Origin of the sequence: Marinobacter alkalisoli (assembly GCF_045449795.1) — a bacterium.
Classification (GTDB): Bacteria; Pseudomonadota; Gammaproteobacteria; order Pseudomonadales; family Oleiphilaceae; genus Marinobacter.
This window is the reverse complement of record NZ_JBJJLB010000016.1, coordinates 589,757-616,491: the sequence shown is the minus strand read 5'-3', so window position 1 is coordinate 616,491 and position 26,735 is coordinate 589,757. Positions and strand designations below refer to the sequence as shown.

General features: G+C 58.5%; 22 protein-coding genes. 13 read left to right on the top strand and 9 right to left on the bottom strand.

Annotated features, from left to right (window positions below; translation table 11 throughout):
• Positions 1-88 precede the first annotated feature (88 nt).
• Genes ACJO3M_RS07350 through rluB form a run of 4 tightly spaced genes read left to right on the top strand, consistent with a single transcriptional unit; the run spans position 89 to position 3,914 of the window.
• Entirely contained in the window at positions 89-1,303 is a 1,215-nt protein-coding gene (locus ACJO3M_RS07350; protein WP_407000725.1) for a tryptophan--tRNA ligase, read from the top strand.
• Positions 1,304-1,345: 42 nt separating this feature from the next.
• Positions 1,346-2,191, top strand: a complete 846-nt coding sequence (locus ACJO3M_RS07345; RefSeq protein ID WP_407000724.1) for a segregation and condensation protein A — start codon at positions 1,346-1,348, stop codon at positions 2,189-2,191.
• Between the two features lie 17 nt (positions 2,192-2,208).
• Positions 2,209-2,871, top strand: coding sequence for an SMC-Scp complex subunit ScpB (gene scpB / locus ACJO3M_RS07340; RefSeq protein ID WP_407000723.1), 663 nt, complete (start codon positions 2,209-2,211; stop codon positions 2,869-2,871).
• Positions 2,872-2,918: 47 nt separating this feature from the next.
• Positions 2,919-3,914, top strand: a complete 996-nt coding sequence (gene rluB / locus ACJO3M_RS07335; RefSeq protein ID WP_407000722.1) for a 23S rRNA pseudouridine(2605) synthase RluB — start codon at positions 2,919-2,921, stop codon at positions 3,912-3,914.
• On the opposite strand, the gene ACJO3M_RS07330 is transcribed toward rluB, so the two are convergent.
• Positions 3,911-4,837: a GGDEF domain-containing protein gene (locus ACJO3M_RS07330; protein WP_407000721.1), complete on the bottom strand. Its 927-nt coding sequence runs from the start codon at positions 4,835-4,837 to the stop codon at positions 3,911-3,913. The genes rluB and ACJO3M_RS07330 overlap by 4 nt on opposite strands.
• 272 nt (positions 4,838-5,109) lie before the next feature.
• Between ACJO3M_RS07330 and ACJO3M_RS07325 the strand changes: the two genes are divergently transcribed.
• The 5 genes from ACJO3M_RS07325 to ACJO3M_RS07305 all read left to right on the top strand — a co-directional run bounded on the left by ACJO3M_RS07325 (position 5,110) and on the right by ACJO3M_RS07305 (position 15,530).
• A complete protein-coding gene (locus ACJO3M_RS07325; protein ID WP_407000720.1) occupies positions 5,110-5,793 on the top strand; it encodes a GntR family transcriptional regulator in 684 nt (227 codons plus the stop codon).
• 1 nt (position 5,794) lies between these two features.
• Positions 5,795-9,289, top strand: coding sequence for a chromosome segregation protein SMC (smc, locus tag ACJO3M_RS07320; RefSeq protein WP_407000719.1), 3,495 nt, complete (start codon positions 5,795-5,797; stop codon positions 9,287-9,289).
• Between the two features lie 135 nt (positions 9,290-9,424).
• Positions 9,425-10,507, top strand: coding sequence for a cell division protein ZipA (zipA, locus tag ACJO3M_RS07315; protein WP_407000718.1), 1,083 nt, complete (start codon positions 9,425-9,427; stop codon positions 10,505-10,507).
• Positions 10,508-10,583: 76 nt separating this feature from the next.
• Positions 10,584-12,611 carry an NAD-dependent DNA ligase LigA gene (gene ligA / locus ACJO3M_RS07310; protein ID WP_407000717.1) on the top strand — a complete coding sequence of 676 codons (2,028 nt, stop codon included), beginning with the start codon at positions 10,584-10,586 and terminating at the stop codon, positions 12,609-12,611.
• A 171-nt stretch (positions 12,612-12,782) separates the two neighbouring features.
• Positions 12,783-15,530: a hypothetical protein gene (locus ACJO3M_RS07305; RefSeq protein ID WP_407000716.1), complete on the top strand. Its 2,748-nt coding sequence runs from the start codon at positions 12,783-12,785 to the stop codon at positions 15,528-15,530.
• Here ACJO3M_RS07305 and ACJO3M_RS07300 read toward each other — a convergent pair.
• The 3 genes from ACJO3M_RS07300 to ACJO3M_RS07290 form a co-directional block, all read right to left on the bottom strand.
• Positions 15,527-16,162 carry a CBS domain-containing protein gene (locus ACJO3M_RS07300; protein ID WP_407000715.1) on the bottom strand — a complete coding sequence of 212 codons (636 nt, stop codon included), beginning with the start codon at positions 16,160-16,162 and terminating at the stop codon, positions 15,527-15,529. The genes ACJO3M_RS07305 and ACJO3M_RS07300 overlap by 4 nt on opposite strands.
• A 67-nt stretch (positions 16,163-16,229) precedes the next feature.
• Positions 16,230-18,143 (bottom strand): bifunctional tRNA (5-methylaminomethyl-2-thiouridine)(34)-methyltransferase MnmC2/FAD-dependent 5-carboxymethylaminomethyl-2-thiouridine(34) oxidoreductase MnmC1, encoded by a 1,914-nt coding sequence (gene mnmC, locus ACJO3M_RS07295; RefSeq protein WP_407000930.1) that lies wholly within the window; start codon positions 18,141-18,143, stop codon positions 16,230-16,232.
• Complete coding sequence (locus tag ACJO3M_RS07290) at positions 18,140-18,745, bottom strand: peptidylprolyl isomerase (protein WP_407000928.1); 606 nt, start codon at positions 18,743-18,745, stop codon at positions 18,140-18,142. Before ACJO3M_RS07290 ends, mnmC begins: the two co-directional genes overlap by 4 nt.
• A 241-nt stretch (positions 18,746-18,986) precedes the next feature.
• Between ACJO3M_RS07290 and ACJO3M_RS07285 the strand changes: the two genes are divergently transcribed.
• Positions 18,987-19,724 (top strand): cyclic di-GMP-binding domain-containing protein, MshE-related, encoded by a 738-nt coding sequence (locus tag ACJO3M_RS07285; protein ID WP_407000714.1) that lies wholly within the window; start codon positions 18,987-18,989, stop codon positions 19,722-19,724.
• A gap of 47 nt (positions 19,725-19,771) precedes the next feature.
• Here the strand turns inward: ACJO3M_RS07285 and ACJO3M_RS07280 are convergent, their stop codons facing one another.
• The 3 genes from ACJO3M_RS07280 to flgA all read right to left on the bottom strand — a co-directional run bounded on the left by ACJO3M_RS07280 (position 19,772) and on the right by flgA (position 21,451).
• The gene (locus ACJO3M_RS07280; RefSeq protein WP_407000713.1) at positions 19,772-20,242 is read right to left on the bottom strand and encodes a flagella synthesis protein FlgN; all 471 of its coding nucleotides are present in this window, start codon (positions 20,240-20,242) and stop codon (positions 19,772-19,774) included.
• A gap of 7 nt (positions 20,243-20,249) precedes the next feature.
• Positions 20,250-20,570 carry a flagellar biosynthesis anti-sigma factor FlgM gene (flgM, locus tag ACJO3M_RS07275; protein ID WP_407000712.1) on the bottom strand — a complete coding sequence of 107 codons (321 nt, stop codon included), beginning with the start codon at positions 20,568-20,570 and terminating at the stop codon, positions 20,250-20,252.
• Positions 20,571-20,749: 179 nt separating this feature from the next.
• Positions 20,750-21,451, bottom strand: coding sequence for a flagellar basal body P-ring formation chaperone FlgA (gene flgA, locus ACJO3M_RS07270; protein ID WP_407000710.1), 702 nt, complete (start codon positions 21,449-21,451; stop codon positions 20,750-20,752).
• Between the two features lie 190 nt (positions 21,452-21,641).
• On the opposite strand from flgA, the gene ACJO3M_RS07265 reads away from it, so the two are divergent.
• Genes ACJO3M_RS07265 through ACJO3M_RS07255 form a run of 3 tightly spaced genes read left to right on the top strand, consistent with a single transcriptional unit; the run spans position 21,642 to position 24,643 of the window.
• On the top strand, positions 21,642-22,571 hold the full coding sequence (locus tag ACJO3M_RS07265; RefSeq protein WP_407000709.1) for a chemotaxis protein CheV: 930 nt from the start codon (positions 21,642-21,644) through the stop codon (positions 22,569-22,571).
• 40 nt (positions 22,572-22,611) lie between these two features.
• Positions 22,612-23,439 carry a CheR family methyltransferase gene (locus ACJO3M_RS07260; RefSeq protein WP_407000708.1) on the top strand — a complete coding sequence of 276 codons (828 nt, stop codon included), beginning with the start codon at positions 22,612-22,614 and terminating at the stop codon, positions 23,437-23,439.
• Between the two features lie 7 nt (positions 23,440-23,446).
• Entirely contained in the window at positions 23,447-24,643 is a 1,197-nt protein-coding gene (locus tag ACJO3M_RS07255; RefSeq protein ID WP_407000707.1) for an MFS transporter, read from the top strand.
• Positions 24,644-24,663: 20 nt separating this feature from the next.
• Here the strand turns inward: ACJO3M_RS07255 and ACJO3M_RS07250 are convergent, their stop codons facing one another.
• Together ACJO3M_RS07250 and ACJO3M_RS07245 are read right to left on the bottom strand one after the other, a co-directional pair.
• Positions 24,664-25,509: an alpha/beta fold hydrolase gene (locus ACJO3M_RS07250; protein ID WP_407000706.1), complete on the bottom strand. Its 846-nt coding sequence runs from the start codon at positions 25,507-25,509 to the stop codon at positions 24,664-24,666.
• Positions 25,502-26,638 carry a helix-turn-helix transcriptional regulator gene (locus tag ACJO3M_RS07245; RefSeq protein ID WP_407000705.1) on the bottom strand — a complete coding sequence of 379 codons (1,137 nt, stop codon included), beginning with the start codon at positions 26,636-26,638 and terminating at the stop codon, positions 25,502-25,504. Before ACJO3M_RS07245 ends, ACJO3M_RS07250 begins: the two co-directional genes overlap by 8 nt.
• Positions 26,639-26,735 lie beyond the last annotated feature (97 nt).

The window sequence follows — 26,735 nt, the reverse complement described above, 5'->3', positions numbered from 1 at the left end:
CTTAACGCCGGCGTCACATAAGACTATAATGCCCGGTCAGCCTGCACTAAGATGGGCTGGTCTAAAACCACCAGAAGGAGTTCATGCTTTGAGTTCTGTAGATTCCCAGCAACGGGTTTTGTCCGGGATGCGTCCGACCGGCAAACTTCACCTTGGCCACTACCATGGTGTTCTGAAAAACTGGGTGAAACTCCAGCATGAGTATGAGTGCTTCTTCTTTGTCGCTGACTGGCATGCGTTAACCACCGACTACGAAGACACCTCGGGCGTCGAGCAGAGCGTCTGGGACATGGTCATCGACTGGCTGGCAGCGGGTGTGAACCCCGGCTCTTCCACCATGTTTATTCAGTCCCGGGTGCCGGAGCACGCTGAGCTGCATCTGCTGCTGTCCATGATTACTCCGCTGGGGTGGCTGGAGCGCATCCCCACCTATAAGGACCAGCAGGAAAAGCTGCGGGAGAAGGACCTGGCCACCTACGGTTTCCTGGGTTACCCGCTGCTGCAAAGTGCGGATATCCTGATGTACCGTGCCGGCAAGGTTCCGGTCGGAGCCGATCAGGTATCCCATGTGGAGATTACCCGGGAAATCGCCCGTCGCTTCAATCACATCTATGGTCGTGAGCCCGGTTTTGAAGAACAGGCCGAGGGCGCCATCGTGAAGATGGGCAAGAAAAACGCCAAACTGTATCGCAATCTGAAGAAGCGGTATCAGGAAGAGGGCGATCTGGAAGCCCTGGAGACCGCCAGGGCGTTGCTGAAAGAGCAGCAGAATATATCCCTCGGCGACCGTGAGCGTCTGTACGGTTACATCGAGGGCGGCGGCAAGGTGATTCTGCCGGAGCCCCAGCCACTGTTGACTCCGGAATCGAAAATGCCGGGGCTGGACGGACAGAAGATGTCCAAGTCGTACAACAACTACATCGGTTTGCGGGAAGATCAGGACTCGGTCGCCCAGAAGATTCGCACCATGCAAACCGATCCCCAGCGCGTACGCCGGACCGATCCGGGCGAACCGGAGAAGTGCCCGGTGTGGGGGATGCATAAGATCTATTCCGATGCGGAAACCCAGGAATGGGTGCAGACCGGTTGCCGCAGCGCCGGGATTGGCTGCCTGGACTGCAAGAAGCCCCTGATCGACGCCATCATTGAGGAGCAGCGTCCGCTTCATGAGCGTGCCCGTGAGTATGAAGGGAATCCCGACCTTGTACACTCGATTATCGAGGAAGGGTGCGAGCAGGCCCGGGATGCTGCCAGGGGCACCCTGGAAGAGGTTCGCAGCGCCATGGGCCTGAACTACCGTTAACGACGGAGTGCACGCCATCATCTGCCGGATACCGGAGAAAGTATGACCGATGACACTGTGAGCACATCGCAGCCCGAGGCGGGAGATGACACTGCATCACCCGCTCCCGAGCAGGCGCCTCTGGCTCTGGTGTCCGGAAAGCCGGTGGTGGACCTGCCGCGGGATCTTTACATTCCTCCCGATGCGCTGGCGGTGTTCCTGGAGGCCTTCGAGGGTCCCCTGGATCTGTTGCTGTACCTGATCCGCCGCCAGAACATGGATATCCTGAATATCGATGTCAGCGAAATCACCCGCCAGTACATGGACTACATTGGCGCCGTCGAGGCCATGCGGTTTGAGCTGGCTGCGGAATATCTGGTGATGGCAGCGACTCTGGCGGAGATCAAATCCCGCATGTTGCTGCCCAGGCAGGAAAGTGACGACGAGGAAGAGGTTGACCCCCGTGCTGAACTGATCCGGCGACTGCAGCAATACGAGCGTTTCAAGCAGGCTGCGGAAGACATTGATGAACTGCCACGGATGGAGCGGGATACCTTTGCCGGTTCCGCAGCCTTGCCGAAGCTGCCTTCCAGCCAGCCACATCCTGATGTGGACCTGAAGGAGCTGTTGTTTGCCCTGCAGGGCGTCCTCAAGCGGGCGGATCTGTTCACCAGTCACCATGTTGAGCGTGAAAAACTGTCCACGCGAGAGCGTATGTCTGCGATCCTCTCGGTGCTGCAGGATGATCGTTTTGTGAACTTTGAAAGCCTGTTTACGCCCGAAGAGGGACGATTGGGGGTGGTGGTGTCATTCCTCGCGACCCTGGAGTTAGTGAAGGAACAGCTGATAGAGGTTGTCCAGGGGGAAGTCCTTGGTCCCATTCATGTCAGGGCCAGAGCGGCCAGTTAAGTAAAAGCACGGGTGTCATGAGCGAAGAGAACCTGAAGAAAATCCAGGCGATTATCGAGGCCGCGCTGTTGGCAGCGGGAAGACCGCTGTCATTTGACCAGTTGAGGGAACTGTTCCCGGAGGATGAGCGGCCTGCCCGGCAGGTTATGGAGCATGTTCTGGTGTTGCTGGAGAGCGCCTGCGAAGGTCGTGGGTTTGAGTTGAAAAAGGTGGCCAGCGGCTATCGGTTTCAGGTGCGCGAAGAATTTGCTCCCTGGGTCGGGCGGTTGTTTGAAGAAAAGCCGCAGCGTTACTCGCGGGCCTTGTTGGAAACTCTGGCGTTGATTGCGTATCGCCAGCCGATTACCCGGGGTGAAATCGAAGATATTCGCGGGGTGACCGTCAGCAGTAATATCGTGCGAACCCTGCTGGAGCGCGAGTGGGTCAGGGTGGTCGGTCATCGGGATGTGCCCGGCAGGCCCGCCATGTACGCGACGACGCGCCAATTCCTGGACTACTTCAACCTGCAGGGGCTGGACCAGTTGCCGCCCTTGTCGGAAGTGCGGGACCTGGAAGAGATCGGACGGGAAATTGAAAAAAACATACAGGCGGAGATCAAGTTCGAATCTTCGGCCGATGAAGGGGAAGATGGCTCCGATCAGCCGGACCAGGACGCCCCGTCAAGTCAGACACTTCACTGATGCCCGTCGGGATACCGGGGCATCAGCCCATATGAAAGGATGAATTCATGGCGTCAGAGCGCCCGGGTAAGCCAGGAGGAAAGTCCTCCGCTACCAGTAAAACATCGCCGACCACTGCCGGTGGTCCGGAGAGAATCCAGAAATTGCTGTCCCGTGCGGGGGTTGGTTCCCGGCGTGAGGTTGAGAGCTGGGTGGAGGCTGGCCGTTTAACGGTGAATGGCGAGCTTCCTGAGCCCGGACAGAAGGTGACCCTCAGTGACCGTATCGAGCTGGATGGCAAGCGTCTTGATCTGGCATCGGGGTCTGAAGTGGTGCGCCGAGTGCTGATTTATAACAAGCCGGAGGGCGAAGTCACCACCCGCCGTGATCCGGAAGGCCGGCCCACGGTATTTGACAGTCTGCCGCGGCTGAAAGATCACCGATGGATTTCCATTGGTCGCCTGGACATCAACACCACGGGGCTGGTGCTGTTCACCACGGATGGCGAGCTGGCAAACCGGCTCATGCATCCGTCCAGCGAAATCGACCGGGAGTATGCCGTCCGGGTATTTGGCGAAGTGGATGACGCGATGTTGCAGCGGCTGATGGACGGCGTGTTGCTGGAAGACGGCATGGCGAAGTTCTCGGATATCTCCCCGGCCGGCGGCAGCGGTATCAACCGGTGGTTCCATGTCACCCTGCTGGAGGGGCGTAACCGGGAAGTCCGTCGCCTGTGGGAATCCCAGGGTGTCCGGGTGAGCCGGTTGAAGCGTGTTCGCTACGGCCCGATATTCCTGCCGAGCCGGTTGAGCGTTGGAAAGTGGGAAGAGCTCGACCAAAAGGCCGTTGATACGCTGAGCCGCTCAGTCGGGCTGGATTCGGTGGCCATTCCTGCCAAGACGCCCAACGAACAGGCGGCGCTTGAGCGCAAGCGTAACAAGCAGCCGGGCCGCCCCGCCGCCCGCAAAGCCGGCAGCCGGAAATGGGATGTCAGCTCGAAAAACCCGGCAGCTCAGGGCAGGAAACCGCCCCGTAAGTCGGTGCGCAGCATCAAGAAGAGTTAGCCGATACAGGCGAAGACCCGGGTGCAATTGCGACCCTGGTCTTTCGCCCGATACAGCGCTTCATCGGCGCGGGCCAGCCACTGGTCCGCCACTTCGCCCACCAGGTGCATGGCGACGCCACAGCTTGCGGTGACCGAAACGTTAATGTCACCACAGTTGACGACGATGGTCGTAATATTCTCACGGATCCGGTCTGCCACATCGCGCGCTTCCTGGTCAGTGGTGTGGGGTAGCAGGATTGCGAACTCTTCACCACCGAACCGGTACACCGAATCGGAACTCCGCACCGCTTTTTCCAGCTCACGAGCGGCCAGTTTCAGAAGGTGGTCTCCCACCACATGGCCATGGTTGTCATTCACCGCCTTGAAATGATCCAGGTCGCAAAGAATCAGTGAGTATATGTCGCCGTGGCGGTCCGAAAGCTGACGTGCCCGCTGCATAGCCTCATCCATGGCGCGTTTGTTGGGGACGCCGGTCAGTGAATCCGTTAGCGCGGCCTGCTCGATGGCGATAAATTGGCAGGCATTCCTGATCGGGCAGATGGCTGCACCCAATACCAACTCAATCCCTTCAAGTTCCTGTTCCGTGAACTTCTGTCGGCGCCGTAGAGAGAGCGTGCCATAGAACTCGCCTTCCAGGTTGAGGCGATAGTCGCAACGGTGGGGGCCGCCCACTCCGGATGCGTAGACAAAATCCGTTCCGCCGATCTGATGCCGATACTGCAGCGCATCAAAAGGTATAACCGCGCCAATCTCCTCTGCCAGGATTGCCATCTGGTTGTCGAGGGAGAGAGTGGTGGACAGCCTTCTGGTCAGACGCGTCAGGATGTCGGGTGATTCGTTCCATTCCTGATGGGCCTGTCGCAGGGCTGCGAGTTTTTGGGGCTGCGGTCCATTCTTGGCAATAGAAGGGATGTGTTTCACGGAAGAGTCGCCATGTGTCAGAATTCTTTACTCTATAAGCACAAAGCGTGCCGAGTGAATAATTAATATATTAAACAGTCGGATATCGGGCATATGCTATCGTAATTGTCGACCACGCTACAGAATGATGACAAAGCGTCAGAATGTCGGCAGTTCCTTGCCGCTAAAGGGTATGGTCGAAATGTCAGACAAGGGGATGGGGTCAGCCAATCCCTGTGGTAAACTTTTGCGCTTATTATCGTGCCGTCTGCAGCAAGTGAGCGACTAACTTTATGAGGTTTCAGGCCCCCGAAAGTCTATCCGAGCAAATCGCCCAGCATCTGGGACAGCGCATCATGACCGGTGAGCTCAAACCTGGCGAGCGAATCCAGGAGCTCAAGGTCGCGGGTGATTTGAACGTCAGTCGCGGCTCCGTCCGCGAGGCGCTGCTGATTCTCCAGCGCCGCCACCTGATCGAGATTTTCCCCCGCCGGGGGGCGATGGTATCAAGACTGACGCCGGAGCTTGTGAACAGCCTTTACGATATCTATATCGATCTCCTGTGTATGCTGGGTCGTAAAGTCATGGAGCGCTGGTCGTCCCAGGAGCTGGCGGGTATTGTCGGCCAGGCCCGGGAGCTTCAGGCGGTTACCGATGCTTTGAATTCGTCCGGAAGCGATGCCGCCGAGCAGGTAATCGAGGCCGGCTTCGGCGTCATGCGCTATGCCTACACCCTGGTGGATAATCCGTTTCTCGAGGAAACCCTGGAAAACTTCCGGCCTGCCATCAGCCGTACCTACTTTGTTGCCCTGGAGAACTTTCGTGAGGAACTGACGGAAACCGGTCGCTTCTTTACCGAAGTTGCCGATGCTTCTGCCAGCGGCGATGCTGCCAGGGTTGAGGCGGCGATCATCAGGTTTGGTGAGCATCAGCGTAAACAGGTGTTAAGAATACTCAGGGAGGAGGCAAGCGCCTGATATGCGCCTGAAGTCCATCAAACTGTCCGGTTTCAAATCCTTCGTTGATCCGACCACGGTGCCCTTTCCCTCCAATATGACGGCGGTGGTCGGTCCTAACGGATGCGGGAAGTCCAATATAATTGATGCGGTGCGCTGGGTTATGGGGGAAAGTTCCGCCAAATATCTGCGTGGCGAGTCCATGACCGACGTTATCTTCAATGGGTCCAGCGCCCGCAAACCGGTTGGGCAGGCGTCGATTGAGCTGGTGTTTGATAACAGCGACGGCTCTGCGCCCGGAGAGTTTGTCAAATTCAATGAGATTTCCGTTCGCCGGCGGGTGTCCCGCGAAGGCCAATCTGAATACTTCCTCAACGGCTCGAAGTGCCGTCGTCGCGATATCACCGATCTGTTCCTGGGCACCGGCCTGGGTCCGCGAAGCTATGCCATCATCGAGCAGGGCATGATCTCCCGCCTGATTGAGGCAAAACCCGAAGAGCTGCGGATCTATATCGAAGAAGCGGCAGGCATTTCCAAGTACAAGGAACGGCGCCGTGAAACCGAGAATCGCATTCGTCGCACCCAGGAAAACCTTGAGCGCCTGACCGATTTGCGGGAAGAACTCGGTCGCCAGCTGCAACACCTGGAGCGTCAGGCTGCTGCTGCGGAAAAGTACAAGGCCTACAAGCAGGAAGAACGCCAGAAGAAGGCTGAACTGACGGTCCTGCGCTGGAAGTCCCTGGACAATGACCTGCAGACCTGGCGTTCGAAAATCCGTGATACTGAACTGGAGCTTGAGAAATACCTGACCGATCGGGTGAGCCTGGAAACATCCCTGGAGTCCCTGCGGGACAGCCATCAGGAGCGTACCGAGCACTTTAACCGGGCGCAGGCGCGGTTCTATGAAGCGGGTGCCGATATTGCCCGGATTGAGCAAAGCCTTGAGCACCAGCGGGAACGGGGCCGTCAGATTGCCACCGAACTGGATCAGGCCATGGCAAACCAGCGAGAGCTGGCCAGGGAGCTGGAACAGGACGAAGAGAAGCTGTCCGGTATCCAGGAAGAGCTGGACATGATCGAGCCGGAACAGGAAGCGCTGTCGATCCGCGCCGAGGAGTCCGGGGAAAAACTGCAGCAGGCGGAAGACGCCATGAGCGAATGGCAGCAGAGCTGGGAAGAGTTCAGTTCCCGTTCCGCGGATGCCCGACGCCAGGCTGAGCTGGCCCAGTCCAGAATACGGTCCCTGGAAGATGCGATTACCCAGTTGAAGACCCGCCAGCAGAGGCTGGCAGACGAACAGGAGCTGCTTGAAGGCCAGTTGGATCGCGCAGAGCTGGAGGATTTGCTGGAGCAGCAGGAAACGCTGGAGCTTCAGCGTGAAGAAGCGGCAGAACGAATCACAGCGGTTCAGGACGAATTGTACGAGGCTCGCCAGCAACAGAAGGACGCCGAACAGAAGGCGTCCGATTATCGCCAGAAGGTGCAAAGTCTCCGGGCGTCCCTGGAATCCCAGCAGGCACTGCTGGATGAGCAGATGGGTGCTCAGGACGATGCACTGCAATCCTGGTTACGGGAGTTTGGCCTGGAGTCAGCCCCCCGGATTGCCCAGCAGCTGACGATCGATAATGGCTGGGAGTTTGCCGTAGAGCAGGTGATCAGCCGCTTCAGCCAGGGGGTGAGCGTTGCCGGCATGGAATCGCTTCATCACGCACTGTCTGGCGCTCCCAGGGGGTTGGCTCTGGTTACTGACGGTGCTCAGGATGTAGCTGGTGTGGGCGGCTTGGCTTCGAGGGTTTCCGGCGCATCGGGAATTGGCGGATTGCTGGCGGGCATAGACACCGCCGAGTCCCTGGACGACGCGCTAGCCCGTCAGGATGCCCTGAACAATGGTGACAGTGTGATCACCCGGGAAGGTGTCTGGGTGTCCCGGGACTGGATTCTGATGCCGGACTCCGACGCCGGGCAGGTCGGGGTTATCGAGCGCCAGAAAAAAGTCAGTCAGTTGGCGGAAGAGCTCGACGAAGCTGAGGCATTGCTGCAGGAGGCCAACGAACAACTGGACGATCTGCAGGAGAAATCCGAACGGGCGGAAGCCAACCGGGATGAGGCCCAGGGGCGCCTCAGTGACGCCGAGCGCGAGCTTGGCGGGTTGTCCTCGAAAATCAGCGGCCTGAAAGCCCGGGCGGAACAGATCGATGACCGTCTTCAGCGTATCCGGGATGATGCTGAAGACGTGGCGCTCAGCCTTGAGGAACAACAGGAGCAGTTGCAGGAAGCGCGGGAAGAGTGGCAGGAGGCGCTGGCGTCCACGGAAGACAGTGACGAGGAAAAAGAGCAGCTGCTCGAACGGCGGGATTCGCTTCGGGAGAACCTGGATCATCTGCGCCAGGAAGCCCGGCACGACCGCGATCACGCCCACCAACTGCAATTGCAGTTACAGTCCCTGAACAGCCAGCGGGACGGGTTGCGCCAGACCATTGACCGGATGCAGATGCAGAAGGAGCGGTTGGAAGAGCGCCTGGAAATCCTTCGAGAGTCCCGCGAAAGTGCCGAAGAGCCGATTGAAGATCTCCAGATGCAGCTCGAGGGGCTGCTGGACAGGCGCCTCGCCGAGGAAGAGAAACTCGGTGTCGCCAGGGATGCCCTGGAGGAAATTGACCGGGAAGTCCGGGAGAAAGAGCAGGGCAGAAGTCGCACCGAACATGAAGTGCAGGATATTCGCGCCCGGCTTGAGAAGCTGAAAATGGAATCCCAGGCACTGGAGATTCGTTCCGGCAACCACATTGAACAGCTCCAGGAGCTCGATGTGAAGTTGCAGGACATTCTCGAACAACTTCCGGAAGAGGCCACGGAACAGGCGTGGGCCGATGAGCTGGAAAAAATCGGCAACCGGATCCAGCGGCTGGGCGCCATTAACCTGGCGGCGATTGAGGAATACCAGGTCCAGAGCGAGCGCAAAACCTACCTGGACAGTCAGCATGAAGATCTGATGGAAGCGCTTGAAACCCTGGACAATGCGATCCGGCGGATTGACCGGGAGACCCGCCAGCGTTTCAAGGAAACCTTTGACCAGGTCAATGGCGGACTGCAGGCGTTGTTCCCCAAAGTGTTCGGTGGCGGTAACGCCTACCTCGAGCTGACCGGGGAAGACCTGCTGGAAACCGGGGTGACCATCATGGCGCGCCCGCCGGGTAAGAAGAACAGTACCATTCACCTGTTATCCGGTGGTGAAAAGGCACTGACAGCCATTGCGCTGGTATTTTCCATTTTCCAGCTCAATCCGGCTCCGTTCTGTATGCTGGACGAGGTCGACGCGCCGCTGGACGACGCCAACGTTGGCCGTTATGCCAACATGGTGAAGGAGATGTCAAAGCAGGTTCAGTTCATCTACATTACCCATAACAAGATCGCCATGGAAATGGCGGACCAGTTGATGGGGGTTACCATGCATGAGCCCGGGTGTTCACGACTGGTATCGGTGGATGTGGATGAGGCGGCCGCCCTGGCGGAAGCGTAGGGCCCCGGGGTCAAGGGGCCTGGAATACCGCCAAAGATGACAAAACGGCCATCTGGCCCACCTGTGCGTTGTATTCATTACAGGCTTTTCTTAGAGTAGCAACGATATCCGATCTGCAAACAGGACAGCATCACTATGTCACTAAGGGAATGGTTAATTGCCATAGGTACCCTGGTTATCATCGGCATTGTCATCGACGGCCTCCGTCGAATGCGCCGGGCTCGCAAGGAATCCATCGCGATTTCATCCGGTATGGGCGCCAATGACCTGGATGAGTCACCACTGGACGACGAATACAACCCGGAGTTGCCCAATGGTGGCGCCCGCACGATATCCAGGGATACCCTGGAAGAGCGAGGCTATCTGAAGCGCGAGCGCTCCAGTCGCTTCGGCAATCCGGTGCAAAAGCCGACGCGCCCGATAGTCAGCGATGCAGAGAAAAAGGCCTTGGCTGAAGAGCAACAACCCGATGTTGCACAACCGGACGCAGGAGTAAGCGACGAGGCCTTCCAGGCTGATGATCGTGACGATTACGAAACCGCTGATACCGGTTGGGGCGCAAGAGACGATGACCCGGAACCGGATGAAGACATTGTCGACGAGCCCTGGCAGGAAGCGCGTCCGGAAACGGTTCCCGAGCCGAAAAGTGAACCTGCGGCCCGTAAGCCGGACACCGCAACGACACCACCCCCGGTGGTGACCAGCGAAGTGCAGGAGGACACCGCCCGGCGTGACCAGACGCCAAAACGGTCCGGGCAGCCGCTGGCCGGCGCAAACCGCCCGGAGGCGCGGGAGGTTGTGGTGATTAACGTTCTGGCGCGCAAGGGCGAGGATTTCAAAGGCAGCGTCCTGAAGGAGCTGTTTGAAGCCTGTGGCCTGGAATACGGTGACATGGACATCTACCATCGCCACGAGGAATCGGATACTACCAGCCCGGTGCAGTTCAGTGTGGCAAGCGCGGTGGAGCCGGGCACCTTCCGCCCTCAGGACATGCCTGCCATGTCGACCCCCGGTATCAGCTTTTTTATGAGCATGCCTGGCCCGTCCAACGCGTTGCAGGCCTTTGAATTTATGCTCGAAACTGCCCAGTGCGTGGTCCGCAACATGGGCGGGGAGCTGAAAGATGAGCGGCGCAGCGTAATGACACCACAGACCATCGAACACTGTCGCCAGCGGATACGAGAGTTTGAACGTAAACAGCGGTCGCCACGCCACTGAGCGTTGCAGCGATCGTCAAGAGTAAAATACCCGGTAAAATCCGGGTATTTTTTTGTAGCGCCAAGGGATAACAGGTATGAGTACAGCGACACCCGAGACGGCAAACCGGGTACAGGAACTGCGGCAAACCATAGACGAGCACAATTATCGCTATTACGTGCTTGACGATCCGCAGGTACCGGATGCCGAGTATGATCGCCTGTTCCGAGAGCTGCAGGATCTGGAGGCGAACCACCCCGAGCTGGTTACGGATGACTCTCCCACGCGGCGTGTCGGCGCCAATGCGGAAACCAGCTTTGAAGAGGTGGTGCATCGGGTCCCCATGCTGTCGCTCGACAATGCGTTCAACGATGAGGAACTGCGGGACTTTGACCGCCGGGTGAAAGACCGCCTGAAAACCGATGAAAACATCGAATACGTTTGTGAACCCAAGCTGGATGGTCTGGCGGTCAGCCTGCATTACGAACAGGGGGGGCTTACCCGGGCAGCCACCCGGGGCGATGGCTACGCCGGCGAGGATATCACCGCCAATATCCGCACCATCCCTTCCGTTCCCCTGAGGCTCCGGGGTAGAGACGTGCCGGAGATGGTGGAGGTGAGGGGCGAGGTGTATATGCCCAAAGCCGGTTTCGAGAAGCTGAACCAGACCCTGGCGAATCAGGGTGAGAAGACATTTGTGAATCCTCGCAACGCGGCAGCCGGCAGTCTCAGGCAGAAAAAACCGTCAGTCACCGCACGTCGGCCACTGGAGCTCTGCGCCTACAGTGTTGCCGTTGCCGATGATTCCATTCTGCCCGGTACCCACTGGGACTGCCTGCAGCAGGTTCGTGAATGGGGGTTCCGGATCAACCCGGAAATGCGTAAGGCGACCGGCGCGGACGAATGTCTCGCCGCCTACGAGACGCTGATGGAGAAGCGCGCTGAGCTTCCGTACGAAATCGACGGGATCGTATTCAAGGTTAACAGCCTGGAACAGCAGCAGGCCCTGGGTTTTGTATCGCGCGCGCCGCGCTGGGCGATCGCCCACAAGTTTCCGGCCCAGGAAGAGCTCACCGTCATCGAGGACGTGGAATTCCAGGTCGGCCGCACCGGCGCGGTCACACCGGTGGCGCGGCTCAAGCCGGTGTTTGTGGGCGGTGTGACGGTCAGTAACGCCACCCTGCACAACATGGATGAGATTCGTCGTCTGGATGTCCGTATCGGCGATACCGTGTTTATCCGCCGTGCCGGTGATGTGATCCCCCAGGTGGTCAAAGTGGTGCTGGAAAAGCGGCCTGGTGATGCCCGCGAGGTTGAGCTGCCCGACACCTGTCCGGTTTGCGATTCGGACGTTATCCAGATTGAAGGCGAGGCGGTGGCGCGGTGCTCCGGTGGCCTGTACTGCCCGGCGCAGCGAAAGGAAGCGATCCGGCACTATGCCTCCCGCAAGGCGCTCGACATCGAGGGGCTGGGGGATAAATGGATCGATATCCTGGTGGACAAGGGCCTGGTGGAGACCGTGGCGGATATTTACGGTTTGACCAAAGACAATCTAACCGGTCTGGAGCGCATGGGCGACAAGTCCGCAACGAACCTTCTGGCGGCAATTGATAAGTCCCGGAATCCGGTGCTTTGGCGGTTTGTCTACGCCCTGGGAATCCGCGAGGTAGGTGAGGCAACTGCCAAGTCCCTGGCCAGTCACTTTGGGTCCCTGGAGGCGATTGGCGAAGCGGATGAAGACGCGCTTCAGCAGGTGCAGGATGTTGGGCCCATCGTGGCCGGCCATATCCGCAGTTTCTTCGACCAGCCCCACAATCAGGAAACCATTGCTGCCCTGAGAAACGCAGGCGTTCAGTGGCAGACGGAAGAAATCACTGCTGAGCCAAAGCCGTTGCTTGGAGAAACCTGGGTATTGACGGGAACGCTGACGGAAATGACTCGGGACGAGGCAAAAGAACGCCTGGAAAAGCTGGGTGCCAAGGTTGCCGGCAGTGTTTCCAAAAAAACATCGTGTGTCGTCGCCGGAGAGGCCGCCGGTTCCAAGCTGACCAAAGCCGAGTCCCTTGGGGTCAAGGTACTGGATGAAGACGGTTTCCGCTCTCTCCTGGAGTCCCACGGCGTATAGCCAATCAGGCCGGGGTTTCACGGCAGGGATCCCGGCCTGCGAATCTGAGAACTCGCGCAGATCCCCCCGGATATAAATTGATTACCATGGTGTTGTTCTGTAACGGTGTGTAACGCAGGCCGCTGTCCTGCGTGCGCGCCCATAATAACAACGCTTCAAAATGGATTTTCCATGCGCGCCGACTTGCTACCACGCATTGCCTTTCTGGCCAGATGCCATGGCCTGCTGATTGTTCTGGCCCTGATTTCCACCGGATGCAAGACCGACAAAGGTTCCGATGATCCGACCGTTCTCGGCGTACCGCCGGGGGAAGCCTACCTTGGCGTGGAGTATTACTACAATTTCGGGGCCTATGGCGGCGAGCGGTTACTGGATTTTTCCCTGACCAACGCACCGTCCTGGCTGGCGTTGGAAGACACCAGCAACAAGGCGCGCCCGGGTATTATTGTACGGGGGGTTCCGGGGCTCAGTGGCGGTAACCGGGGTGACGCCGATCTGGGCAAGATCGAGAATATCAACCTGATTACCACCGATGGTGAGCGCGCGGGTGTCCAGCCGTTCGATATCGAGGTCAAGCGCAACCCGCTATCACTCGACGCCGATACCTTTACCGAAGGTCAGTCAGCGCAAACGCCTGAAGCCGGAGAAACCCGCTGCGAGGCGCCGGAGCTCGATGAGACGGGCTCACACCGTTACCACATCAACCTGTACGACGATGAGGGTGCGGTGACCGGTACCGAGCTCCGTACAACCGATACCAACCCGGTGCTGGTCCGGGTGTTACTGGAACAGCCATCGGTGACGCGGGTAGCGGTAGCCTTCGAATTGTCTTCGGATTTCGACCCGAATTCCTGCGACGAGGGTTTTGATCCGGAGCACCAGCGCTGCGAGGAGGGCGACGCCAACCGCGATGATGCCATTATCGGCAAGGATATCGTGGCCCTGGGCAGTGACAGCGAGGGCGAATTACCGGTTCCGGACTACCTGGATTATCAGCAGGATGAAAACGGTGTCTATTCGAAGGGCGTGGTGACCCTGGAGCCGGGAATTACCGAATGCTATATCCGCCTGGAGGTGGTTGACGATACGGTGCCTGAGCCCTCGGAGTCCCTGCAGATTGCCCTCACGGAAGTACGAAACGGCCTGGCGGCCCTTGGGCCATCTGACAGCGGCGTACGGACCACCCTGGTGGTTGATGACAACGAACCCCGGGTACGCCTTGAAACGGTCAGTGGTCGTCAGCGCGATGCGCTCACGGTGGGGACGAAACGGCAGTTCGAGGCCGTCCTCAGTGGCGAAAGGGAAGGGAGCATTCGCGCCCGGCTGGGAGAGAGTGAGGATTCCGTTGCCAAGGCCGGTGACTATTACATCCAGGTCCTTAACGATGCGGGTGAGTGGGAAGATAACGACATAATCGAATTCCCAGCGGAGACAGACCGGGTTCGCTTCCGCGTGAGAATTCCCGATGCCGATGAGTACAGCAATATCGGGATGGACGACCGTTTCCTGTTACTCGGAGTTGATCAGACGTACCAGGCGGGCCGCGAGGGGTTTGCGGGGTTCGCGGAAGACGGGGAGTTGCGCATCAACATCAACGAGTTATCGGCCCCGCTGGTCCTCAACGAGACGGATGACTTTGTGCCAACCGATATTGCCCTTGGGCACGAGGGCAGGTTGTACGTAACCGGGTACAACGACGCTGCTAATGATCAGGTTCTGGTCCGCATATTTGATCAGAAGGGGGAACTGCTGCAGGAGGTGACAGTTAGCGATGGCGCGACAGAGCTGAACGAGCCGCAACCGGTGATCCACTATACCCGGCGCCAGGTGACCCAGGGCAGTACCCGGGTGGATCGTTTTGAAATTGTTGTTGCCTACGCCGCCGAAGCCGATATGCCCGGGCAGCCTGCCCACGGTGGACTGGATGTGGTCACCAGTCTGTACTGGTTTGATTCGGCTGCCGCAGAGGGCAGCGAGTATTCACCGGTCTGGACACTTCGTACCGGCACATCGGCGGACGACATCCCTCGCTGGGTTGGTATCAACGACGACAGCGGGTTTGTGGCGGTTGCCGGGGAAACCAACGGTCGCTGGGCTGGCGAATCCCGGGCCGGCGGAATCGACAGCTTTCTGCAGCGAATAGACACCGACACGGATGGTGACGATCTGGTACCCAAGTTGGCCTGGACGCGGCAGGTGGGCTCTGGCCAGGATGAGACCGTGGTGGCCGGCAGTGCGGTTAGTGCCAGTCCATACCTGTTCGGGGCTTCGAGTGGCGCTGTCGCGGGCCAGAGCAGCGCCGGCGCCACAGATGCGTTCTTTTATAACGCGTCCGCCGCGGACAGCAATATCACGGTATACCAGCGTGGAACCGATGGTGGGGAAGTGTTGACGGATGGGCTCTATGGTCTCAGCAATATATGGTTGTTGGGAAACAGCAACCGGCGCTACTCCATCGATGAATCGGGCGATGATGACAATGTCCTGCTCGGTGAGCCCGTGGCCGGAAATAACGGTTTCGTTCTTGGGTATTCCGTATCGGGCCATGTGAATTATGCATTCTCCTATGCAGATCCTTCGCGGACCGGTAAGGACAACCTGTTGACGCTGCAGGCGTTCGATAATGACCTTGTTGTTGCCGGGGCGACAACGGGGGCCTTTGCCGAAGACGCGGTGGACGGCGGCATTCAGCAACCGGTTATTGCGCGTATTTCACCGGGCGAGACGGTGACCAGCGAAGAGGATAATCCGGATGCCTGGGATCTCTGGAGAGTGCAGCCGAAAATTGATGGTGCCCGCATCGAAGCGCTGGCCAATTACCGTGATGACGAGATTGTTACCCTGCTGCGTGAGAGCGTCGGAGGGAGCATTGAATGGAAGATCGTACTGTTCTCAGCGGAGGGCAAGCGGCTGAACTAAACGTTACCCTGCTGACGACCTGCGGCGGCGTACAGCTTCAGATAATCGGTACTGGTGACGATGCCGGCGGGCGCTCCCTGTTTGTCGATGACCAGCGCGGCATTCAGTTGATGGGCCAGCATCAGCCTTGCCAACTGGTGGGCGTCGGTTTCCGGCGATGCCGTCAGGAATGCCGGCAACTCGATATGTGCCAGGCTATAACTCATGGCGTTAGCCTGGTTCTCGTGCAACCAGGCGAGAAGCCAGCGCAGGTCGATCAGCCCGGCGACATTGTCCCCTGCGGTGACCACCAGGTGGTGTACGCCATGGTCATCCATGGTGGTCAGGGCTTCCGACAAGGTTGCGGTGGCCGGCAGTGAGTGGATAACCGGTGTACAGATGGTCGATACTGGAAGGTAACTGCGTTGTTCCCTGGGCTCGTCATAGGCCGCGGAGCCATATTCTTCCATCGCCCGGTGATGGGCAGGAGAATGGCTGGCCCGCTGAAATTCCGCATCCGTCACTTCGCTGTGGCCAGTGTTAATGGCGTGGGATTCCGTCATTTCCGTCACGTCACCCACGCGGCGTCCCCGAAAGATTTCCGGTAGGCGAGTTCCGACAGGTCTGCCGGGTTCACTGACAAATATGGCCATGGGTATCTCCGGGGTTTGAGTGCCCTTTCATTGGTTATCGGCCGTGTTGCGGAAACCTTCAGTCCGATCACCCACTGGATCTGGAAATTTTCATCCTATAACACCTGTGCGGGTCCACCCGTTTTGATAGCGAACGGGGCAGGCATGGCGGTTGCCCCGTGAGCTTATCCGCAAGGAATTCCGCGAGCAACGGGGCATAGGTGAGGCCCTTGCTGCCGAGCCCGGTGAATACGAACAGGCCATCAAGGGTACTGCCTTCCAGATTGGCCAGCTCGCCCGCAGCCGGTTGATAGTCATGGGTCGTGCACCGGAACCCGACCCGTCCCTGAAGCCGGGCTATCTTTGACTCTGCCGGCGGCTTGTCTGGCCAAAGGTCGGGAAGCATGGCCGTCAGTTCGTTGAGATTTTCCTGATGGCTGTCCAGGCTTTGCTGTGGTGACAGGTCATGAAGGTCAAAGGTGGCGCCGGTCACGCAGAGTCCGTTGCGGGCAGGGTTGATGTACCTGGGGCCGCAAATCACAGCACTTGGTGCGCGGACGCTGTCTTCGGGCAAGTGGCTGACCTGGCCGCGTATTGCTTTAAACCGGAATGCGCCCGTGCCACCCGCCATGGGGATCAGTTCCGGTGTCTGGTGACCGGCGCAGAGGACGACCTTGTCGGCGCTGATGTCGGTTCCAGCACCCGGGATCAGCCACCGATCTTCCAACTGCGTAAGGCGGCGGACATCCATGGAATAATGGCGGCGGATGTTGGGATGATCCGTCAGTGTCCGGCAGAGGGATGCTGGTTCCAGCCAGCCACTGTGGGGAAACCACAGCCCGCCTGTGCCAACGGGTATACCGGTCAGCTTGCCGGCGGTTGCCGAATCCACCGGTGTCACTATGTCCGACGGGTAGTGGTTACGATTCAGGAATCGCTCCTGGCGCTGTTGCTCCTGATCACTCCAGGCTGTTTGCAGCAGCCCGGTAGGGTGCCAGCCGTTGCCCGTTAACGGTGTGTAATAGCGTTGGCTGAACAGCAGGGAGGTCAATGCCAGTTGGGTCTGGGCGTTGAATTCCACGCCCAGCTTGACGTAAAGAGCGCCCTGCAGGTTGCCGGATGCGGCTGCGCCAGCATCACCGGCTTTGTCTATCAGGGTGACTTCAACCCCTCTCTCGGCGAGGTTTCTGGCTAACAGGCTGCCTGCGATACCGGCGCCGATAACCGCGACGGAGCCCGGTTTGCCGGCTTCTGGATTCGGGGTGGCAGACGCAGGAAGCGGGATTTCACCCGCAATCATATCCCGTTTACCGCCGAACCCGGCGGTTTTGATCATCGCAAAGCCGGTGTCCGTGAGCGCACGCCGGATTCGGCCAACGGCGGTGAAGGTGGCCAGAGTGGTACCCGGTTTGCTGTGTTGGCGGACCTGACTGATGGCATCGTCCAGCCACATACCCGGATTCAGAGAGGGGGCGAAGCCGTCCAGGAACCATGCATCGGCGGTGAATTCCAGTTCCCGCCAGGCATCCAGAACATCCCCGAAATACAGCGTCAGACGAACCCGCCCCCCATCCAGCAATATTCGGTGGACTCCCGCCACCAGTGGTGGGTATTGATCGACCAACTGGTTACTGAGGTCAGTCAGTTCCGGCCATAACTTCATTGCCCGGACCAGGTCGTCCCGGGTCAGAGGATAACGTTCCGCAGACACAAAGTGGAGGGTGGCGTGCTGGCTGGCGGGACTGTTCCGCCAGGCCTGCCAGGTCGCCAGGAAGTTCAGGCCGGTACCAAAGCCGGATTCCGCGACAACAAACGAGGCGTGTTTCCCGACCCGGGCAAAGCGTTCCGGTAATCGATTGTGCCCGATAAAAATATATCGGGTCTCATCCAGCCCGTTGTCCCGGTTGAAATAGAGATCACCGAACAGCCGGGATTCCGGAACGCCGTCATGCCACAGGATATCGGCCGGCTCCATGGCCGGCGCTGTTACTTCTGCCATCAGTTCCCGGAAGCGTTGCCGCTATTGATAATGGTGATGTTGTTGATGGTCACCGGTTCCCGGGGGACATCCGCCATGCCGCCGGAGTGACCGGTTGGCGTGCTGGCGATCGCATCCACGACACCCATGCCTTCGGTTACTTTTCCAAAGACTGCATATCCCCATTTTTTGGGGTTGTCCGATGCGTTCAGGTATGGGTTGTCTACAACATTGATAAAGAACTGGGAGGTCGCTGAGTGGGGCTGGCCGGTACGCGCCATGGCAATGGTTCCCCTCAGGTTTTTCAGGGTGGGGCTGCCTTCGTTGGGGATCGGGCTGCGGGTGTCCTTGCGAACAAGGTCGCGATCAAAACCACCGCCCTGAATCATGAATCCGGGAATCACCCGGTGAAAGATCGTGTCCCGGTAATAGCCGCTTTCCACATATTCAAGGAAGTTTGCCACGGTTTCCGGAGCCACATCCGGACGAAGCATGATCTCGATAACGCCTTCGCTGGTCTCCATGCGGACCTGGGGCAACGGGTTATCCGCGGAGCGGGGTTCTTCCGCCAAGAGCTGAGTGCTGAACGAAAGTGACGCCATCAGGATCAGCAAGAAACGGGTCACAAAAAGCGGGGAAGCGGCCTTGGATTGCGATTGGTTCTGGGTCACCTTGTTCACTCCGTGGAAAGTGCTGGCCATCGGGCAGCGGTAGCTTTGAGTAGTCGGATGTTAGCAGATATTCCTTCGGGAACGGATAATCTCCATGCACGATGCGTGGTGATCGTCTAACCTGTCTTAAGATTGTTAAACAACAAAATAGCGCCGGGCCGGGATGTACGGTGAGTGCAATCAAGGGAGGGGCCAAGTGAAGATCCGTCAGGGATTTGAAGAGAGATCAAGGCTGGGGCGATTGCTCATCAACCGGGGGTATTTATCTCCGGTACAGCTGGAAGAGGGATTGCGCCTTCAGGAGGAAACCGGTCAACGCCTTGGGGAGGTGCTGGTACAGGCCGGGTGGATCACCGAGCGGGAGCTCTACAGGGTTCTTAAACACCAATCACGGTACCGCAACGCTGCAGCGTTAATCACCATGGTGGCATTGCCGCTGCAGCCGCTGGTCAGTTTTGCGGCCAGTAGTGGCGCAGACTCTCCGCAGGCAGCTTCGCCGGATTCCGGAGAGATGTATCGGAGCAAGGGGTTGTCACCGTTGAGTGATGACGATCTGGCGAGGGTGGTCGGGCAGGGGGATAGCGCGTTGGCGCAACGTATTGCTGCCGCCACCGCCATGGTGCCGGGGGGCGGTGAAGGCAGCCAGGAGCCGGATGTGGTGGAAGGTATCAAGCTGACGGCCCATATTTTTGTTCCAATCCTGAACTTCCTGGACTCCGACCTGACCATTAAAGGGGTTCACTATCGCGACGACGAACCCCGACATCAGCTCGGGACTGATGGATCGCTCACCCTGGCTTTCCCGGAGCGGATAGAGGAGATCCGCATGGATAACATCCGGGTCAGTGGCGGGCGAACGCCGGCGCTGGGCAATGTCAGCATCCACGATATCCGTTTCGATCCGGCTTCGCGGATGACCATCTATACCCGGTAAGGCCTGCAGGCACTCTGCAGGCATTCCGGAGAGTGCGTTGGCCGGGATCAGGCGCTGGCCAGGATGGTTCTCTGGGAAGCGCCGGTCTGTTCGCCATGGGCGCCGTAAAGCTTTTGCTGGCTGCTGGCGCCACGGAAGATGTCTGTCAGGCGCGACAGGCGCTTCTGCATGTGGCTGATGACGCGACCGTTGTTCTGGTTGATCTCCTGGCAGAACGTCAGGCGCTCATTGGCCTGCGACCACAGCGACGCAAGATCGGATAATCCGGCGCTGCGGATAAAACGGGATGGCGCTCCGCTTTCCGGGCGATAGCCCATGGCAACGAGGGTATGAATTTTTTGCCTGGCACGGCCGCGGATCTGGTCGAGCAGGGTGTTTTTCTCGGTCGTTATTGCTTGCAGTGCCTGCATGTCCGAGGAAGAGAGGCAGGACTTTTCCTGCTCCAGAATATCCGCCAGTGCATCCAGTTGACGGATATCCTGAGAGAGAAGGTCTTTCAGTTCATCGATTGCGGCCATGATTTACTCACCCGAATATGCTTTTATCCATCTCAAGCATTTTCTGGGCCAGTTTCTCGGCGTCAACCTTGTATGAACCATCGGCCAGCGCCGCACGGATCTGCTCAATGCGGTCATCATCCATTTCCGGATAATCACCCAGCTTCTGTTCCAGCTGTTTCAGGTTCTTGGCCTGATTGCTCAGATTTACGTTCTCACCGCGGGCACCCTGGCTCTTGGCCTGCTCGGGTGCCTGGGGCTGGGCATTCTGGGTGGAGCCAGACTTGTCGGCCGTGGTTCTCTGGGTGTTGACCTGGCCGGGACCAATTCCATTAAAGTCAACTGACATATCGGTACCTGCTTACCTTATTGACTGTACGGGGGACAGCATTCGCGAATTTTATACCTGCGTATCGGCCGTCAGGCCGGAAGCTTTAGCGAATTTTTAGCTCCAGAAGATTACACTTCTGTCATTCGCAGAGCGTGGAGCGGCAAGACTCTGCCGCCTGCGGAAAAAGCGCGCCGCACCTACATAGGAATTTCAACCTGGCCCGGGGCGGTCACCAATGCTTTCACGGTGCGGGACGATGACAGATTCTCTACCAGTACCTGGTCGCCCACGCCCGCGTCGGCCATGGCCTTGCCGCGAGAATTGACCGAGAAATTTCCACTTCTGGCGGTGATGATAACATGATCGCCTCTGGTCACCGCTGCCGGAGCTGAGAGCAGGTCTGGCGTCATCAGTGTGCCGGCGTTGACGCCGCGTCGCATCTCCATGCCCACCAGCTGGTCAACGTTGGTAATCACACCCTTGCGGGTGGCATTAACCACGACTGAGTCCGTTTCGATCATGTTCGCCATGACCCGCTCTCCCCTGGCCAGTGGGCGCGCGGCCACAAGGCCTTCTCCGGTAATGGACACGGACGCGTTGAGAAACATGCGCCACGGCCGTTCGCCGCGACACGAGATCTGTAACGTCGGTTGCGTGGTTTTCCAGGGATCACCGCTGAAACTGACGTTCAGGGGGGCGTTACAGGTGGCCAGGGCCAGTCGGCTGTCCAGTCGGCCGGTTTTGTGTATGACCTCGAAACCGTTGTCCGCCTGTTGTTTCGAAAACTCGTCAAGGAACGAAGCCGCAGCGCTCCTGATCTGCTCGGCGGTGGTGTTTGCGGCCTGCACCAGCACCGGGACAGACGTTAACAGTGTGACGACAAAAATGGTGATGCGCATACGCTGCGGTTTGTCCTATGCTGTCAATTGTCAGTGGAAGATCCCGAAAAGCTTAAGGGTTCGGGGAATCGGCCGTTAACTTCACATAGTGAGTCAAAATTCCGGCGAAAAGCTGGTTTCATCCGCTCTTGAGAGCAGAAAAAGCAAAATGCATGCCGGCATGTCCGCGGGCAGACCTGGGGGAAAAGTAATGGCAGGGGTACTCGACAGTGTAAATCAGCGTACGCAGCTGGTGGGGCAGAACCGCCTGGAGCTCCTGTTGTTCCGTCTTCGCGGCAGGCAGATGTATGGCATCAACGTTTTCAAGGTAAAGGAAGTCCTGCAGTGCCCCAAGCTGTCGTCGATTCCCAAAAGTCGTAGCGTGGTTCGGGGGGTCGCCCATATCCGCGGTGAAACCATCCCCGTCATTGATCTGGCCATGGCCATCGGCCATCCCGGAGTTCCCCGCGAGGAGCTGGCGAACAGCTTCGTCATCATCACCGAGTACAACCGCAAGACCCAGGGGTTTATGGTTACCGGTGTTGACCAGATCGTGAACATGAACTGGGAAGATATCCTGCCGCCGCCCAAGGGTGCCGGCAACGATGTGTACCTGACGTCGGTCACAAAAATGGACGACAAACTGGTTGAAATCATCGATGTAGAAAAGATTCTTGCAGAAGTTTCTCCGCTCAGGGACGATGTTAACCAGGATTTGGTGGCCCGCAGCGCCGGGCGTGTTCAGGCACACCTGCCTGTGCTGGTCGTTGATGACTCCAGTGTCGCGAGACGGCAGATAGAGCGATGCCTGACCGCCATCGGCATGGAGGTTGTTACACGGGACGATGGAAAGCAGGCTTTTGATTACCTGAAAAAAATCACTGAAGATGGTTCCAGGGCCAGCGATCATTTGTCCCTCGTGATTTCCGACGTCGAAATGCCAGAGATGGATGGTTACACTCTGGTGACCCGATGCAAAAACGATCCGGCGTTACGGGATATGTTTATTATGCTCCATACCTCACTGAGCGGTGTGTTCAATACCGCAATGGTGCAGAAGGTTGGCGCTGACGAGTTTATGGCAAAGTTCAGTGCAGATGAGCTGGCCGAGAAGGTTATGGAAATAATTGATCGTGCCTAGGGCCGGCGATCCTTGCAGATTCACCTGACGCAGAGATTCAATGAAAGCGGACATTACGCCACAGGAATACGAAGCTTTTAAGACGTTCCTGCAGGATGCCTGTGGCATTCTGCTGGGTGAGAACAAACAATACCTCGTAAAAAGCCGTCTGCGCCGCATTCTCGAAGAAAACCAGCTTACTACCCTCGGGGATCTGCTGGGGCAGCTGAAGCGTCCGGGCCGCAGCAATCTCAGGGAGTTGGTCATTGACGCGATGACCACCAATGAAACCCTGTGGTTCCGCGACAACCACCCGTTCCGGATTCTTCAGGAAAAGCTGCTGCCTGAGTTTGCTGAACGCAAATCCATGCAGCCTTTGAGGATCTGGTCGGCTGCCTGTTCCACGGGGCAGGAACCATACTCGGTGGCCATGATCATCGAGGAGTTCCGGCGTCAGCGCCCGGGTAAACTCCGGGATGTGAAGCTGACTGCAACGGATATATCCAAAAGCGTTCTGGAAGTCGCCCGCAAAGGTGAGTACGAAATGATCGCGATTGGGCGCGGGCTGTCCCCGGAGCGCCAGAAGCAGTTCTTCGCGCCATCGTTGAACGGCGGCTGGCAGATACGTCCCCAGATCAAGAGCATGGTGGAGTTCAAGGAACTGAACCTGCTGGAGCGGTATATGCTGGGCAAGTTTGATATTGTCATGTGCCGCAATGTGTTGATATATTTTTCTGCGGAACTCAAAAAGGACATCCTGACGCGCATTCACGCCACCCTGAACCCCGGTGGTTACCTTATTCTGGGCGCGTCGGAATCACTCAATGGATTGCCCCACCTGTACGAAATGGTGCAGTGCCACCCGGGGATTATTTACAGGAAGAAATAACCCGCCCATGCCTCTCAACGTCTGGATACTGGTTGCCGCCCAGGCACTGGCCATGTGTACGGCCCCCTTCATTGTCTTCATCGGCAGCATCCATGGCCGGATCCTGGCGCCGTCCCCCGAGTGGGCCACTCTGCCGGTAGGGCTGGTGGTAGTCGGCACTGTGCTGGCGATCAAGCCTGCAACCTGGTTGATGGAGCGCCTGGGTCGAAAGCCGGTCATGCTTCTTGGTGCATTGATGGGGGTGCTGTCCGGTCTGACGGGCGGGGCCTCGGCCTGGCTTTCCAGTTTTCCGCTGCTGTGTCTGGCAGCCATTGTCGGCGGGACAGGGCTGGCGGTAGTTCATCAGTACCGCTTCGCCGCGATGGAATCCGTCAAGCCGGAGTTGGCAGGCTCCGCCGCGGCGCGGGTGTTGCTTGGTGGCCTGATTGCCGCGTGGCTGGGACCTGAAATTGCTCTCCTCGGCAGTGCGGGCCAGGGGGATCACCCGTTCCTCGAAGGCTGGCTGGGGCTGGGCGTCGTCCAGTTACTGGCGATGGGGGTGTTGGCGCTGGGCTATCGCGCAAAAAGTGAACTGGTCAGGGAAGCTCCGGCCGGGGGCGGTCGACCCCTGAAAGACATCCTGCGTGCCCCCGTGGTGTGGACCGCCATCAGCGGAGCAGCCATTGGTTATGCCGTGATGAGCTTTATCATGACAGCTACTCCGCTAAGCATGACCGAGATGGCCGGCCACGAACTTCCGGACGCCAAACGGGTGATCCAGATTCATATTGTTGCCATGTACCTGCCGTCGCTGATCAGCGGCTGGCTGACCCGGGTGGTCGGCATTCCCCTGATGATGGCCGGCGGGTTGATAGCCTACCTGGCCTGTATACTGCTGGCGTTCAGTGGCATCACTTTCCATCATTACCTGTTTGCGCTGATTCTGTTGGGTGTGGGCTGGAATTTCCTGTTCGTTGGTGGCACCACCCTGTTGCCCAAGGGGTACAGGGATGAGGAGCGTTTCCGGGTTCAGGGGCTGAACGATATGATGGTGTTCAGCTCCCAGGCTGTCGCGGCACTCAGCGCCGGGGCTGTGCTGACGGCGCTAGGCTGGACCGGCTTGCTGCTGGCGTCGATTCCATTGCTGATACTGCACGCGGTATTGATGACTTCCTGGCTTCTCCATTCCCGGACACCAGCGGTCTCTGAATCGTCAGCGGACTGATAACAGCTGGCTTTGATGCATTATTGGGTAAGTAGCCGCAAGGTTTCCGGCGCTGTCAGCGCGGTATAGTGGCCAGCTGTGTCGAGCAGGCTGAGTTCGCAGTTGGGAAGGTGGCTTGCCAGGCAGCGGGCATGCTCGGGAAACACCAGGTTGTCGTGTAGTCCATGAACCACATGGACCTTCTGGTTGATTTGTCCGGCCTTGAATGGCCAGTCTCCGGCCATCAGGGCTATGTCCCGTGCAAATGACAGCGCTGCGATCCGGGGCCCCTGAGCCGTTGCCGCTTTGATTTCATCCAGATAGGCGGACCGCAAAGGCTCCTGTGAGAGCAGGGCGGTGTCGTTGGCCGACATGGCCTGGTGCATGGCGTTACACAGGGATTCGGCGCTCGTCAGAAGCGGCTCGAGCTGGGCTGGAAGCGTTTCCGGGTTATCCCGCCCGAGGCGCCACGTGCCTGCCGACAGCTCCCCGCCGTGGGCAAAGGGATCCTCCATCAGCGGGATGGCCGGCATCCCGACAACCACCAGGTTATCTATTCGGGAAGCCGCACTCAGGGCACAGGCGAGAGCGAATATCCCACCTCCGGAAAATCCCAGTACCGAGAAGCGCTCCAGTTTCAGATGGTCCGCCAGAGCCAGTAGGTCGCTGGTGTGGTCGGCCAAGCCATAGTGCCCGATGGGGGTGGAGTCACCGTATCCTGGTCTGTCAGGGCTGATCAGGCGAAGCCCCAAAGCGCTGGCCTCTGTTGCCAGCCCGGCGGGCGCCACGCGTGATCCGGGAATGCCGTGGAGAAAGAATACCGGTTTGCCGTCACGGGGGCCGTGGTCAGACCATGACAGCCATCGACCGCTGTCTCTTTCAAGCATGGTGGTGTTCCGGCGCCAGGGAAGCCGCTCCCAGAAGCAGGCAGCGAACCATGTCGGCCTGGCGGGTCACCTGCATTTTCTGCATGACGGACTTGAGCTGTGTTCTCGCAGTATGTACCGAAATGCCCAGGCAGGCGCTGGCTTCCTTGATGTCATGCCCTCTGACCAGCTCCCCGGCCAGTCGGATTTCCGCGGGCGTCAGGCGGTAGATTGACATCAGGTGGTTGGTGTTCAGTGTCACGGGACGATCCGGGTTCAGGAGGAAGGCCAGTACTGTCTCTCCACCGTATGCAGTGGTGCCAAAACTCGATGGTCCTTGGCGGTAGTTAACCAGCACCAGTGACGCCCCCCTGGGGGAAACTGAAATGCTGTGGGTGTTGCAGGTCCCATCCTGGAGCAGGCGGACAGCGGCGCGTAACTGGTTATGCATACTCTCGTTGCTGAATGCGAGTTTGCCACCATGAAGTCCCAGCCCAAAGGCCCGGGTTCTCGCGCATTCTTCTGCAACGTTATTAAGCCACTGACAACGCAAGTGGTGATCCAGGATCCAGACGCCAAAGGGCAAGCGGTCGAGCGCGGCGTGTGCCTGCTGGAGAGCTGATTCAAACTGGCCAATCAGACGCGTCAGGTCCGCCGCTCTTTTCAGGTGTGGTGAGAAAAACTCAAGGGTTTGCTGTTCGTCCGGGCTGAAAGCGCCGGCCCGCCGGCAGCGATGAACGCCGATGTGCATGGCGCATTGCTGCCCCCGGTCGAATTGCGCGCCCATGGCGTAGAAATTGCCGTTGGGCCGGAAAATCGTCTGGTAGTGGGAGCTTTGCTCGAACTCCCGATCCGCAATAATCTGGTGGCTCACCTGAATCTTGCCAAGGGGGCCTTCAGACAGCGGAATGCGGAACGGGTCATGAAAGAACGCCCCTTCATGATAGGTTGCGTTAGCCGTGTCATCGAAACCCACGGTATAAGAGCGGTGAACCACGGGGTCATGAATGTCCGTTACCCGTAATGACGCAGTCCCGGTATGGAACAGTCTGGCGAGCTTTCCGAGGAAGACCGGCCAGCCGTCCGGATTCATGGCGCCGCCGTAAAGATCGTTCAGCATTGCCGGTGCAGCTGTTTTGATACTGCCCAAAACCTGCGACTCCTGATACCAGTGCATGCAATTGCGACAGGTTCATTTAAGCACACTTCTCCGGGGCCAGCGAATGGCTTCTTCGACAATATTGCAT

What these genes read in the sequence shown, in the direction of transcription:
- ACJO3M_RS07345 (WP_407000724.1), top strand. Translation starts at nt 1,346, where the DNA reads ATGACCGATGACACTGTGAGCACATCGCAGCCCGAGGCGGGAGATGAC.
- scpB (WP_407000723.1), top strand. Translation starts at nt 2,209, where the DNA reads ATGAGCGAAGAGAACCTGAAGAAAATCCAGGCGATTATCGAGGCCGCG.
- rluB (WP_407000722.1), top strand. Translation starts at nt 2,919, where the DNA reads ATGGCGTCAGAGCGCCCGGGTAAGCCAGGAGGAAAGTCCTCCGCTACC.
- ACJO3M_RS07325 (WP_407000720.1), top strand. Translation starts at nt 5,110, where the DNA reads ATGAGGTTTCAGGCCCCCGAAAGTCTATCCGAGCAAATCGCCCAGCAT.
- smc (WP_407000719.1), top strand. Translation starts at nt 5,795, where the DNA reads ATGCGCCTGAAGTCCATCAAACTGTCCGGTTTCAAATCCTTCGTTGAT.
- zipA (WP_407000718.1), top strand. Translation starts at nt 9,425, where the DNA reads ATGTCACTAAGGGAATGGTTAATTGCCATAGGTACCCTGGTTATCATC.
- ligA (WP_407000717.1), top strand. Translation starts at nt 10,584, where the DNA reads ATGAGTACAGCGACACCCGAGACGGCAAACCGGGTACAGGAACTGCGG.
- ACJO3M_RS07305 (WP_407000716.1), top strand. Translation starts at nt 12,783, where the DNA reads ATGCGCGCCGACTTGCTACCACGCATTGCCTTTCTGGCCAGATGCCAT.
- ACJO3M_RS07300 (WP_407000715.1), bottom strand. Translation starts at nt 16,162, where the DNA reads ATGGCCATATTTGTCAGTGAACCCGGCAGACCTGTCGGAACTCGCCTA.
- ACJO3M_RS07280 (WP_407000713.1), bottom strand. Translation starts at nt 20,242, where the DNA reads ATGGCCGCAATCGATGAACTGAAAGACCTTCTCTCTCAGGATATCCGT.
- flgM (WP_407000712.1), bottom strand. Translation starts at nt 20,570, where the DNA reads ATGTCAGTTGACTTTAATGGAATTGGTCCCGGCCAGGTCAACACCCAG.
- flgA (WP_407000710.1), bottom strand. Translation starts at nt 21,451, where the DNA reads ATGCGCATCACCATTTTTGTCGTCACACTGTTAACGTCTGTCCCGGTG.
- ACJO3M_RS07265 (WP_407000709.1), top strand. Translation starts at nt 21,642, where the DNA reads ATGGCAGGGGTACTCGACAGTGTAAATCAGCGTACGCAGCTGGTGGGG.
- ACJO3M_RS07260 (WP_407000708.1), top strand. Translation starts at nt 22,612, where the DNA reads ATGAAAGCGGACATTACGCCACAGGAATACGAAGCTTTTAAGACGTTC.
- ACJO3M_RS07255 (WP_407000707.1), top strand. Translation starts at nt 23,447, where the DNA reads ATGCCTCTCAACGTCTGGATACTGGTTGCCGCCCAGGCACTGGCCATG.
- ACJO3M_RS07250 (WP_407000706.1), bottom strand. Translation starts at nt 25,509, where the DNA reads ATGCTTGAAAGAGACAGCGGTCGATGGCTGTCATGGTCTGACCACGGC.